We start from the raw sequence: 11,596 nt of genomic DNA on the forward strand, positions 1-11,596 counted from the left end.
GAGAAGTTAATTGCAAGTTTCGCAATCTGAAACGAGCGTTGCTAACCTGCATGTTAATATGATTTATGCAGGTCCAGTCGCGCAGTGTATTTCTGCGGATATCACCCCCCGAAAGGAAAAAATAATGAATAAATTTGTAACGCTGTTTTTTGCTGCATCCGCAGTGATTGCTGGCACGGCTTCGGCCCAAACCCCAACGTCGCCGCCATTCGCACCAGTGACCACCGACATCAAAGCACCGACGCCAAAAAGCGCCTACGTGCAAGATGCACGCGGCGTCATCGCTCGTGACCCGTTCGGCCTGTGCTGGCGCACCGGCTACTGGACACCAGCTGACGCGGTGCCAGGTTGCGACGTGCCACTGTGCGTTGCTCCAGAAACCCTGGTTGACGGCAAATGCGTTGCACCAGCAGTAGCACCAGCTCCAGCCCCAGCACCAGCCGTGCGTCCAGCTCCAGCTCCAGCGCCAATCTCGGAAAAAGTCAGCTTCGCAGCCGACGCCCTGTTCGATTTCGACAAAGCCGTTCTGAAACCAGAAGGCAAAGCGAAACTGGACGACCTGAGCTCGAAATTGGGCGGCATCAACCTGGAAGTCATCATCGCTGTCGGCCACACCGACTCCGTTGGTACCGATGCCTACAACCAGAAACTGTCGATCCGTCGTTCGGAAGCCGTCAAAGCGTATCTGGTTTCGAAAGGTATCGAAACCAACCGCGTGTACACCGAAGGCAAAGGCGAGAAACAACCTGTTGCTGATAACAAATCGGCAGCTGGCCGCGAGAAAAATCGCCGCGTAGAAATCGAAGTCGTCGGCACCCGCAAATAATATTGCCGGTTAAAACGACGCTCGCTTCCCGCGAACGATAAAAAACCCCGCCTCGGCGGGGTTTTTTTATGCCCGAAACAAACCGCCGCCGAGGCGCGGGATCCGACCCTCGGGGTCCCCCTTCCCAACCCCCGTCGGGTTTTTTGCAGCGCCGCCTATTGAATCGACCAAATTGCCGTTATGATTCCACCTATGAACGCCGACCCTATCGAAATCCAAAAATTCAGTGAGCTGGCCCATCGTTGGTGGGACCCCACATCCGAGTTTCGTCCTTTGCACGAAATCAACCCCCTGCGCCTCGAATGGATCAACGCGCGCGCGCCGCTGGCCGGCCGCCGCGTCATCGACATCGGCTGCGGCGGCGGCATCCTGGCCGAATCGATGGCCAAAAAAGGCGCCCAAGTGACCGGCATCGACCTGTCCGAGAAGGCGCTGAAAGTGGCCGACCTGCACAGCCTGGAGTCGGGCGCGCAGGTGCGCTACCAGCTGATCGCGGCCGAAGCGATGGCCGAGCAGGAAGCGGGCCAGTACGACGTCGTGACCTGCATGGAAATGCTGGAACACGTGCCGGACCCGGCCGCCATCGTGCGCGCCTGCGCGACGCTGGTAAAACCGGGCGGCCAGGTGTTCTTCTCCACGCTGAACCGCAACCCGAAAGCCTACCTGTTCGCCATCCTGGGGGCCGAATACCTGCTGCGCATGCTACCCAAGGGCACCCACGACTACGACAAATTCATCACCCCGGCCGAACTGTCGCAATACGCCCGCAGCGCGCAACTGGACGTGAACGCCATGAAAGGCCTGGGATACAATCCGCTGAGCAAGATCTATTCGCTCAACGACGACACCAGCGTCAACTACCTGGTCGCCTGCAGCCGTCCGCCGCTGTAAATCCGACGCCCCCCGACCAATCGCACGGCGGCCGCGGCCGCCGCCCACAGCCTACCCGAATCGCGCCATGACCACCCGAAACCAACCATCCGCCCCGCTCGCCATCCTGTTCGACCTCGACGGCACCCTGGCCGACACCGCGCCCGACCTGGCGGCGGCCGTGAATTTGTTGCGCGAAGCGCGCGGCCTGGACGCCACGCCCTACCCGCTGCTGCGCCCGACCGCCTCGGCGGGAGCGCGCGGCATGATCGGCGCGGCCTTCGGCATCGCCCCGGAAGAAGCCGGCTACGACGAACTGCGCGACGCCTTCCTGGCCAACTACGAAACGGCGCTGGCGGTGCGCAGCAGCCTGTTCGACGGCGTGCCGGCGCTGCTCGACGGCCTCGTCGAACTGGGCCTGGCCTGGGGCGTCGTCACCAACAAGGCGGCGCGCTTCACCGACCCGCTGGTCGGCCAGATCGGCCTGGGCGGCGCCGGCTGCGTCATCTCGGGCGACACCATGGCGCACGCCAAGCCGCACCCTGCGCCGCTCCTGGAAGCGGCGCGCCGGCTCGGGCTGGCGCCGGAGCAATGCTGGTACGTCGGCGACGACCTGCGCGACATCCAGGCCGGGCGCGCGGCGGGCATGCTGACGGTGGCCTGCGCCTGGGGCTACTGCGGCGCGACCGAACCGCACAGCTGGGACGCCGACTACCTGCTGGACACGCCGCAAGCCTTGCTGGCACTGGTGCGCGACACCGTCGCGGGCGCCGGGCGCGGCGAACTGGCGGCGTAAAGCCGATGCCGGCGCGGGCGCGACGAATCGAGCCTGCGCGCCTGGACGAATTGCGTTAGAATACAGATTCTGTGGGGACGACCAGGTTTCGACGTGGGTTGCAAAGCAGCGCAGGGCATACCGAGGGCAGGCTACCTCGTAAATACAACCTGAAAAAACTTAACTGCAAACGATAACTCGTACGCACTAGCAGCTTAATTGCTGTTAGCTCTACAACACTTCTTCCCTGGGGTGGGCCGTCAAAAGCTGTAGAGTCATTTACAGGGAATCGTATCTTGTCGGGTCACTTGGCAAAATACTAAATAATAGGTGACTCGCCTGTCCGCAGCGTGCGCGTCCGCGTCGTACGGGTTAAATCAAATGGCAGCGCTAAGTATGTAGAACTGTCTGTAGAGTGCTTGCGGACGCGGGTTCGATTCCCGCCGTCTCCACCACTGAATAAACAACAAGGCCCTCCCCGACGCAAGTCGGGGAGGGCCTTGTTGTTTATTCACCGCGTGCCGGCGGCGGGCATCGAATCCGCGTCCGGCACGGACGCGGGGCGTAGCAGGGAATTCGCGCCGCGTGCGGCGCGCCTGCGCAGCGACGTTGCGCTTGCAAGCGCAACGGCTCTCCGATTCTACCGACCAAGGTTTCATTTCATGTAAGGCACCTTGCTCGAGGCAAGCCGACAATTCGCACAGAATGCATGAATAAGGTGGACGGAAGCTGAGCGCTTCAGTATTCTCACAGTATTCTGATGGGGCAACTGCCCTGTCCGAGCGGGGAGCCGGCATGGCAACTCTCCTGCTCAGCAAAGTACGCTTGTTTCGCGTTGCGCTGGCCGATGACATCGAACGCGGCAATGCCATAGCCCATCCGGTCGAGACCGTTAAAAACAAAACACTCCGGGGCTATCGCAGCAATATCGGCGTAACGTATCATATAAAAATTACAGGGATTGGCAATGACTGAAGAAAAACGCGTTGTGTACGGAACCGAAGACCTGCTGACTGGTCTGTGTAACTCAGTTACACGAGTGTTGAACGTCGCTACGCAGAGCAAGGTTCACTACTCCGGCATGGTTCAGCGGATCACCAAGATTGGTTTGAAGCCCGACATCGGCTGCTTCGTGTTATTCGACGGCGGCTTTTCCGGCTTGGTAGTGCTGAACTTTGGCGCCGATACGGCGATGGAACTCTACGAACGGTACATGCTGCACATGGGCATGCCCAAGTCCGAGCTGGCCGGCTCCCACACCTCCGACGAGGTCTCGAATATCCTGGGCGAACTGATGAACCAGATCGTCGGCGACTTCACCGGCAAAGTCCGCCGTGAACTGCAAACCAACATCACCCAGAACCAGCCCAAAATGCTGGTGCTCAACAAGCAAGTGATGCTCAGCGTCGACACCCCGCTGGACCGCCCTGAAATGCGCCGCGTCTCGTTTTTCACCGAGAAAAACAACATCTTCTATCTGGAGCTGGCCATTGATCGCACCGAATTCATCAAATTGCATGAGTTCGATTCCGAGGAGGTGCTCGATCCAGACGCGTTGATGGATTTGGAGAATGCGAATCAGGAGGCGAGAAGCGCCCCGGCTTCCGTTGAACATGATGACGACAATTCGGATCTGCTGAGGTCTTTGGGCATGTAATCACCAGGGATGGCAGACAATGCCTCGCCGGCGCAAGTTGGCGGGGCTTTTTTTATGTGTGCCGGGCTGAATGCGGACGCTGGGCGCGCGTCCGCTGGCCTTAGCGGCGCACGCGTTCGGAAAAATCTGCCGCACGGCCCGCCGCGCGCGCCTTGGCCGTCATGTGCGCGGCCCGCCGCAAGGCCGCGAAGTCGCCGCCCTGCCCCAGCGCGCCAATGTCGTACAGGTAGCGGTCCAGGTAGCCCGACGCCAGCAAGCGCCAGTCCAGCGACAGCGCGGGATTGATGTGCCGCGCCATCTCGAATACGATGGTGGTGCAGTTGGCCGTCAGCGTGTTGTAGAAGCGCGGCGCGCGTTTCAGCCGGTCGCCCTCGCCCAGGTAGGCCAGGAACAGCGCGCGCTTTGCCGCCGCCGGCATCGTCAAGCGGTACAAATACATGTCCTCGTCGCGCACGTTGGTGCGTACCCGCAGGATGTCGCCCTCGTCGGCCGCCACCAGCACCATTTCGTAGCGCTTGAAAAAACCCTCGACGGCGGAGAAGCTTTCACCGCGTTCCTTGCGGATTTCAATGGAAAACGTCAGATAGCGGCCGTCGTCGAAGCCGAACGACACCAGCGTGTGCGCGATGGCCGGCCCCATCCAATAGGACATGGCCACGTCAACCGAGCGCAGCCGGTCCAAATCGTATTGCCGCGATTCCCAACGCTCGGTGTAGTCGGCGTCGCTGCGCCAGTCGAAGTTGCGCACCTGGTCGAGCGTGACGATGCTGCCGTCGACCCGGCTGCCGAGCATGCGCGCGACGTCGGCGGCCCACAGGCGCTGGTGCGTCGGCGCGATGCTGCTCCACCAACACAGCAGCAATACGAAAGCGGACAGCCAGGGCAGCAGCATGCGCGCCTGCGGCCGCCACCAGCACAGTGCCACGGTCGCGACGCCAAAGGCGGCCCACAGCGACACCGCCAGCGTGCGCGCCGCCACGCCACCGGGCAACTGGTACCACAGCGCCAGGCCGCCCCACATCGTCGACAGCGTCAAGACGAGCGAGCCGAGCATCATGCCCGCGGTGTAGAGAAACGGTATTTTCATGCGCCAATTATAGGGCCTGACCCCGGCGCCATCGCGCCGCGCAAGCGGAACCTGACGTCGCGCCACCATCTTGCTCGGTCTTTTTGAAATATAGTTGATTTTGATGGCTTTTTTTCCGGAAATACGACTTCAACCGCCGGCAAAAAGCAAAAAATGTTGTATGTTGGGTGGTGGCGTGACACCGTTCGCGCCGAGCAACCAAGTCGCCTGAATGAACGATCAATCTTTGCTATCCCGCAGTACCCCCACGACCCACCCCGACATCCTGTACGGCGCCGTCGCCCCCTCCTTGCTGAAGGAGGAAATTCTCGCCGACCTGTTCGAGGCGAGCGTGCGCCGCGCCCCGGCGCAGGTGGCGCTGGTGTTCGAGGGGCGCGAACTGACTTATCTGGAACTGGACCGGTTTGCCGACCTGGCGGCCGCGCGCCTGATCGAGCACGGGGTGCGCCCCGGCCACATGGTGGGGCTGTGGATGGAGCGCGGCATCAATCTGCTGGTGATGCAACTGGCGATCGCCAAGGCCGGCGCCGCCTGGCTGCCGGTCGACCAGGACACGCCGGTGGAGCGCCTGCAAGTGTGCCTCGACGACGCCGCCGCCGTCGGCGTCGTCAGCAGCGCCGGCCACGCCGAGCGCCTGGGCGGCGCCGCCTGCCCGGTCTGGCGCGCCGAGGACTTGCTGGCCGCGCCGGAAGCGGGGCAGGCCTTGCGCCGCCGCGGCGCCGTCTCACCCGACCAGCCCGCTTACGTCATCTATACCTCCGGCTCGACCGGCAAGCCGAAGGGCATCCTGATCTCGCAGCGCAGCATCTGCCATTTCCTGCGCAGCGAAAACGCGGTGCTCGGCGTGCACGCCGGCGACCGCGTCTACCAGGGTTTCTCGCTCGCCTTCGACATGTCGTTCGAGGAAATCTGGATCAGTTACCTGGTCGGCGCCACGCTGTGGATCGGCCCCAAGGAAGTGGCCGGCGACCCGGAGGCGCTGCCGCGGCTGCTGTCGGCGAACCGGGTCAGCGTGCTGCACGCCGTGCCGACGCTGCTGGCCCTGTTCAGCGAAGACGTCACGGGCCTGCGCCTGATCAACCTCGGCGGCGAGATGTGCCCCGAAACGCTGGTCGAGCGCTGGGCCCGCCCCGGCCGCCAGATCTTCAACACCTACGGTCCAACCGAGGCCACGGTCTCGGCCAGCCTGGCGCGGCTGGAGCCGGGCCGCGCCATCACCATCGGCACGCCGCTGCCCAACTACGGCTTGCTGGTGATCGACGCCGACGCGCCGGCGCTGGCGCTGCTGCCGCGCGGCGGCACCGGCGAGTTGTGCATCACCGGCCCCGGCCTGGCGGCCGGCTACCTCGGCCGCCCCGACTTGACGGCTGAAAAATTCCTCGACAATCCCTGGGCCAGCGGCGTCCACGACGCCCGCCTGTACCGCACCGGCGACCTGGCGCGCATCGAGGCCGACGGCGAAGTGCGCTGCCTGGGCCGCACCGACGACCAGGTCAAGCTGCGCGGTTTCCGCGTCGAGCTGGGCGAGATCGAGGCGGTGCTGGCGCAACAGCCGGGGGTCGGCACGGTCGCCGTGCTGCTGCGCAAGGACGACGGCATCGACCAACTGGTGGCTTATCTGGTGGCCGCCAACGGCGCCGACGAGCGCGCCCTCGCCGGCGCGGCCCTGCGGCCGGCCCTGGTCCAGGTGTTGCCGCCCTACATGGTGCCGGGCCGCTACCAGACGCTGCCGCTGATGCCGCGCCTGACCTCCGGCAAGATCGACCGCAAGGCGCTGCGCGCGCTGCCGCTGGCGGCCGCGCCGGAAGGCGCCGCCGGCGAGTCCGACCTGGCCGAAACCGCCGCCGAAAGCGCGCTGTTCGGCGCGCTGGCGCAACTGTTCCCCGGCCAGCCGATCCGCCGCCAGGCCGACTTTTTCGACGACCTCGGCGGCCACTCCTTTTTCGCCGCGCGCCTGGCGTCGGCGCTGCGCGCCGACCCGGCCTTCGCCCACGTGACGGTGCGCGACATTTACCACCACCGACAAATCGGCCGCATCGCCGCCGCGCTGGCCGAGGCCCCGGCGGCGGCCGCCGCCGAGCGCGACTGGACCGCGCCGTCGGCGCTGCGGCGCTGGACTTGCGGCGCGGCCCAGGCGCTGGCCGTGCCGCCGCTGGTGGCGCTGCGCATGGTGCAATGGCTGGCGCCCTTCTTCACCTACCACTATTTCACCGGCGATCCGGGCGACTCGGTGGCGCGCGCCGTCGCCGCCGCCATCGGCGTGTTCCTGCTGGCCACGCTGATGGAGTTCGTCGTCGCCATCGCCGGCAAGTGGCTTATCGGCGGCAGGCTGCGCGCCGGCTCCTATCCACTATGGGGTTGGACCTATTACCGCTGGTGGTTGTCCGACCGCCTGCTCGAAGCGGCCCCGGTCTACCTGCTGAGCGGCTCCTCGCTCTACAACTGGTGGTTGCGCGCGCTGGGCGCCAAGGTCGGGCGCGCGGTCATCATCGGCTCGGCGACGCTGCGCGCGCCGGACCTGCTGCGCATCGGCGACGGCGTGAGCATCGGCAACGCCGTGAACTTCGAGAACGCGCGGGTCGAGCGCGGCCGCCTGCTGCTCGGCGCGATCAACCTGGACGACGACGCCTGCGTGGCCTCGTACTGCGTCCTCGAAGGCAACACCGGTGTCGGCAAGGCCGGCCACCTGCAGGGCCAGAGCGCGCTGGCGGACGGCGCCGCGGTGCCGGCCGGGCGCGTCTGGGGCGGCTCGCCCGCGCGCGACCTCGGCCCGTTCGCCCCGACGCTGCCGCCGCGCCCCGCCGTCGGCCCCCTGCGCCTGGCCGGCGAGGCGCTGTTCTTCGTATTTGGCATCGTGCTGGTGAGCACGCTGTTCTTCATGCCCGTGTTTCCCAGCTTCGTGCTGATCGACTGGCTCGACGAGCGCGGCGTGATGCCGTGGTTGCAGGGCAGCCAACTGGGCACGCAACTGGCGCGCTATTTCCTGCTGGCGTTTCCGGCCAGCGCGGTGCTGGTGCTGTTCACGGTGCTGGTGTCGGCGGCCATCCGCTGGGGCGGCATGCCGCGCCTGAAGCCGGGCCGCTCGGCCGTCCACAGCAACATCTATTGCTCCAAATGGCTGGTCAGCCACATCCAGGAATCGAGCTTGAACGTCTTGCACGGCATTTACGCCACCGTCTTCGCGCCGTACTGGTACCGCCTGCTGGGCGCCAAGGTCGGGCGCGACGCCGAGATTTCCACCGCGCTGGGCGTGGTGCCGGACATGCTCACGCTGGGCGACGAAACTTTCATCGCCGACGCCGTCATGCTGGGCGACGAGCAGATCGAGGGCGGCTGGATGACGATGCAGGCGACCGTGGTGTCGCACCGCAGCTTCGTCGGCAACGGCAGTTACATCCCGGACGGCACCGTGCTGCCCGAACGGGTGCTGGTCGGCGTGCACACCCACGCGCCCGAGAACGCGCGCATGGCCAGCGGCGACACCTGGCTGGGTTCGCCGCCGCTGCACCTGCCGGCGCGCGAGCAGGTCGGCGGCTATCCGGAGTCGCTGACCTACCGGCCCTCGTCGCTGCGGCGGCTCGGCCGCACCCTGGTTGAAACCTTCCGCATCGTCGCCCCGCACGCGCTGGTGATCGCCGTCGGCTACACCGTGGTGCTTGACGTGATGCCGGTGGCCGGCGCTGGACGCTGGGGCGAGGTGGCGTTCGACTTGACCGTGGCCGGCTTGCTTTACTGCATAGGCAACTATCTGTTCGTGCTGGCGTTCAAGTGGCTGCTGCTGGGCCGCTACCGCAAACGCGCCGCGCCGATGTGGACGCCGTTCGTCTGGCTCTCGGAGGGCGTGACCAACCTGTACGAGGGCATCGCCGTGCCGAATTTCATGCGCTACCTGCGCGGCACGCCGTGGTTGCCGGTGGCCCTGCGCCTGCTCGGCTGCAAAATCGGCCGCGGCGTCTACCTCGACACCACCGACATCACCGAATTCGACTGCGTCTCGATCGGCGACTACAGCGAGTTGAACGCCCTCGCCTGCCCGCAAACACATCTGTTCGAAGACCGCGTCATGAAAATCGACCGGGTCGACATCGGCAGCAAGGTCTACATGGGGCCGCGCAGCGCCGTCCTGTACAGCGCCAAGGTGGGCGACAACGCCCGCCTCGGTCCGCTGACTTTGGTGATGAAGGGCGAGCACATTCCCGCCGGCACCAGCTGGGCCGGCTGCCCGGCCGCGCCGGCGCGCGCTGAGTGAGCGGATTTCAAACCGATTTTGTAGGTCGGGTTAGCCCGCCAGGGCGTAATCCGACTGGCGTCGCAGCGGCCCGGCGTCGGCGTTCCTAATCCGACCTACGGCATACGACAGGCTCACGCGTCGAGCATCAACACCATGCGATTCTCATCATAATAAACGCCGTCGCAATAAATCGAGCGGCGCTCGACGCCGGTGTGCTCAAAGCCCAACTTGGCGTACAGGGCGTTGGCCACCGCGCTGACGGCGCGCACCGACAGCGTCAGTTGCACTACGCCCGGCAGGGTCCGCGCGTAGGCGATGAGCGCCTGCATCAGGCGACGCGCGGCGCCGGTACCGCGCGCCTGGGGCGCGACATACACGCCCCAGACGCCGGCGCGGTGGCTGACATTGTCGATCTGCTCGCGCTTGAGTCCGGCCATACCCACCAATTCGGCGCCGGCGAACAATCCGAACACGCACTGGAACGGGGTTTCGACGATGCGTTGCGCCATCGCGTCGAGCGAATTGCGCAATTCCTCTTCGTGGCTGGACCAGAAAGCGGCGGGCGACTCGAGGGTGCCGGCCAGCCTCAAGGCGCGGGAAGCCTCGGCGTCGGCGGCGGTAAGCTTACGAATAATCATGTCGGACATAAACCTTAGCGAACTATATTAACGAACGATATTAATTATATGTCATTCAATACATCGGCGAAGTGACGCCAGTCGCGTTCGAACATTTGCCGAGGCAATGTAAATCAATTGACAGTGGGGCGAATCGAAAACAACGGGAGATAAACTGGGAAGCAGAAGCCGGCGTGACGATCTTGCGGCAACTGGCAGGGGAAGAAGGATTCGAACCTTCGCGTGCCGGAATCAGAATCCGGTGCCTTAACCAGCTTGGCCATTCCCCTGCGGCTATAATAACATAAGTGTACGGTAACGCAAAATACATGGTTGCCTGATCGTCTACCCGGCAGGCCGGGCCGGGCCGCCGCCGCCGGCAAGCGGCGTCAGCCCTGCGCTTCCATCTGCTGCCGGGCGCGCTCCTCTTCCTCCTCGCGCGCCAGGGCGATTTCGCGGATCACCGCGCCGACGTCGGCGGGCCGCTCCGGCGCCGCCACCACGCCCGTCAGCGGCGTGTCCGGCGTCAGCAAGCCGGCCTCGTACAGTTTCCAGATTTCCGCGCCGTACTGGCTGCCCAGCAGCTCGGGCACGACGGCGCCGAAGAAGTTGGCCAGGTTGGTCACGTCGCGTTCGAGCATCGAGGCGGCCACGCTGCTGCCGGCCGCGTCCACCGCCTGCGGCAGGTCGATGATGACCGGGCCGATCGCGTCGACCAGAATGTTATATTCGGACAAGTCGCCGTGGATCACGCCGGCGCACAGCATCAGCACCACCTCGCGCAGCAGCGCGGCGTGGTAGGCCAGCGCCAGCTCGCGGTCCAGCTCGACGTCGTTCAGGCGCGGCGCGGCGTTGCCGTCGGCGCCGGTGACCAGCTCCATCAGCAGCACGCCCTCGAAGCAGATGTAGGGCTTGGGCACGCGCACGCCGGCCGCCGCCAGCCGGTACAGCGCGTCCACTTCGGCGTTCTGCCACACCTCCTCGGCCATCTTGCGGCCGTAGCGCGTGCCCTTCTCCATCGCGCGCGCCTGACGGCTGTTTTTCACGCGCCGCCCCTCCTGATAGGCCACCGCCTGGTGGAAGCTGCGTTCGTTGGCTTCCTTGTACACCTTGGCGCAGCGCACGTCGTCGCCGCAGCGCACCACGTAGACGGTGGCTTCCTTGCCGCTCATCAATTGGCGCATGACTTCGTCGATCAAGCCTTCTTCAACCAGGGGCTGGATTCTTTTTGGTGTTTTCATAGGGTGATGCCGCTGTGGCGTTGGCCGTCCGATCGGTCGATCGGAAGGCGTGGTGGGTGGCGCCGCAACAGGGCCGCGGGCGCCGCCGGTGTCGGCGTGCCCCATTATACAGTGCCGGCCTGGTGTTAAAAAACAACTACGCAGCGCAAGGCCGGACGGCCAAGGCAGGGGGATGCGGCGCCAGCCACTCGAAGCGGCCGGCACCGGGGGGGGGGGGGGGGAAGGGGGGGGGGGGGGGGGGGGCCCCGTCCGCCAGGGGCACCTTGGGCGGAGGTCGTTTGCGGCGCACTGC

General features: G+C 65.2%; 9 protein-coding genes, 1 tRNA gene and 1 other RNA gene. 7 read left to right on the forward strand and 4 right to left on the reverse strand.

Annotation, left to right across the window (positions count from 1 at the left end; translation table 11 throughout):
* Positions 1-124: 124 nt before the first annotated feature.
* The 6 genes from ompA to ACFDR9_RS16130 all read left to right on the forward strand — a co-directional run bounded on the left by ompA (position 125) and on the right by ACFDR9_RS16130 (position 4,128).
* Positions 125-826, forward strand: coding sequence for an outer membrane protein OmpA (gene ompA, locus ACFDR9_RS16105; protein WP_409031657.1), 702 nt, complete (start codon positions 125-127; stop codon positions 824-826).
* A 192-nt stretch (positions 827-1,018) separates the two neighbouring features.
* Positions 1,019-1,717, forward strand: a complete 699-nt coding sequence (gene ubiG, locus ACFDR9_RS16110) for a bifunctional 2-polyprenyl-6-hydroxyphenol methylase/3-demethylubiquinol 3-O-methyltransferase UbiG (protein ID WP_017876973.1) — start codon at positions 1,019-1,021, stop codon at positions 1,715-1,717.
* A 67-nt stretch (positions 1,718-1,784) separates the two neighbouring features.
* Positions 1,785-2,492 carry an HAD family hydrolase gene (locus ACFDR9_RS16115; RefSeq protein ID WP_017876974.1) on the forward strand — a complete coding sequence of 236 codons (708 nt, stop codon included), beginning with the start codon at positions 1,785-1,787 and terminating at the stop codon, positions 2,490-2,492.
* Positions 2,493-2,565: 73 nt separating this feature from the next.
* Positions 2,566-2,926: a transfer-messenger RNA gene (ssrA, locus tag ACFDR9_RS16120) on the forward strand.
* 340 nt (positions 2,927-3,266) lie between these two features.
* The gene (locus ACFDR9_RS16125) at positions 3,267-3,446 is read left to right on the forward strand and encodes a hypothetical protein (RefSeq protein WP_409031658.1); all 180 of its coding nucleotides are present in this window, start codon (positions 3,267-3,269) and stop codon (positions 3,444-3,446) included.
* On the forward strand, positions 3,439-4,128 hold the full coding sequence (locus tag ACFDR9_RS16130) for a DUF3334 family protein (RefSeq protein ID WP_026132934.1): 690 nt from the start codon (positions 3,439-3,441) through the stop codon (positions 4,126-4,128). Before ACFDR9_RS16125 ends, ACFDR9_RS16130 begins: the two co-directional genes overlap by 8 nt.
* A 100-nt stretch (positions 4,129-4,228) precedes the next feature.
* Here the strand turns inward: ACFDR9_RS16130 and ACFDR9_RS16135 are convergent, their stop codons facing one another.
* Positions 4,229-5,215: a DUF4105 domain-containing protein gene (locus tag ACFDR9_RS16135; protein ID WP_409031659.1), complete on the reverse strand. Its 987-nt coding sequence runs from the start codon at positions 5,213-5,215 to the stop codon at positions 4,229-4,231.
* 211 nt (positions 5,216-5,426) lie between these two features.
* Here ACFDR9_RS16135 and ACFDR9_RS16140 point away from each other — a divergent pair, with 211 nt between their 5' ends.
* Positions 5,427-9,464, forward strand: a complete 4,038-nt coding sequence (locus tag ACFDR9_RS16140) for a Pls/PosA family non-ribosomal peptide synthetase (RefSeq protein ID WP_409031660.1) — start codon at positions 5,427-5,429, stop codon at positions 9,462-9,464.
* A gap of 113 nt (positions 9,465-9,577) precedes the next feature.
* Here the strand turns inward: ACFDR9_RS16140 and ACFDR9_RS16145 are convergent, their stop codons facing one another.
* From ACFDR9_RS16145 to ACFDR9_RS16155, 3 genes are all read right to left on the reverse strand, one after another.
* Entirely contained in the window at positions 9,578-10,084 is a 507-nt protein-coding gene (locus tag ACFDR9_RS16145; protein ID WP_409031661.1) for a GNAT family N-acetyltransferase, read from the reverse strand.
* 192 nt (positions 10,085-10,276) lie between these two features.
* A tRNA-Gln gene (locus ACFDR9_RS16150) sits at positions 10,277-10,353 on the reverse strand.
* A gap of 99 nt (positions 10,354-10,452) precedes the next feature.
* Entirely contained in the window at positions 10,453-11,304 is an 852-nt protein-coding gene (locus tag ACFDR9_RS16155) for a PA4780 family RIO1-like protein kinase (RefSeq protein WP_026132936.1), read from the reverse strand.
* Between the last annotated feature and the right edge of the window lie 292 nt (positions 11,305-11,596).

It is taken from the genome of Janthinobacterium sp. CG_23.3 (genome assembly GCF_046115965.1).
Taxonomy (GTDB): domain Bacteria; phylum Pseudomonadota; class Gammaproteobacteria; order Burkholderiales; family Burkholderiaceae_D; genus Janthinobacterium.

Coding starts and splice junctions, on each gene's coding strand:
- ACFDR9_RS16145 (WP_409031661.1), bottom strand. CDS start 10,084: ATGATTATTCGTAAGCTTACCGCCGCCGACGCCGAGGCTTCCCGCGCC.
- ACFDR9_RS16115 (WP_017876974.1), top strand. CDS start 1,785: ATGACCACCCGAAACCAACCATCCGCCCCGCTCGCCATCCTGTTCGAC.
- ubiG (WP_017876973.1), top strand. CDS start 1,019: ATGAACGCCGACCCTATCGAAATCCAAAAATTCAGTGAGCTGGCCCAT.
- ACFDR9_RS16130 (WP_026132934.1), top strand. CDS start 3,439: ATGACTGAAGAAAAACGCGTTGTGTACGGAACCGAAGACCTGCTGACT.
- ompA (WP_409031657.1), top strand. CDS start 125: ATGAATAAATTTGTAACGCTGTTTTTTGCTGCATCCGCAGTGATTGCT.
- ACFDR9_RS16140 (WP_409031660.1), top strand. CDS start 5,427: ATGAACGATCAATCTTTGCTATCCCGCAGTACCCCCACGACCCACCCC.
- ACFDR9_RS16125 (WP_409031658.1), top strand. CDS start 3,267: ATGGCAACTCTCCTGCTCAGCAAAGTACGCTTGTTTCGCGTTGCGCTG.
- ACFDR9_RS16155 (WP_026132936.1), bottom strand. CDS start 11,304: ATGAAAACACCAAAAAGAATCCAGCCCCTGGTTGAAGAAGGCTTGATC.
- ACFDR9_RS16135 (WP_409031659.1), bottom strand. CDS start 5,215: ATGAAAATACCGTTTCTCTACACCGCGGGCATGATGCTCGGCTCGCTC.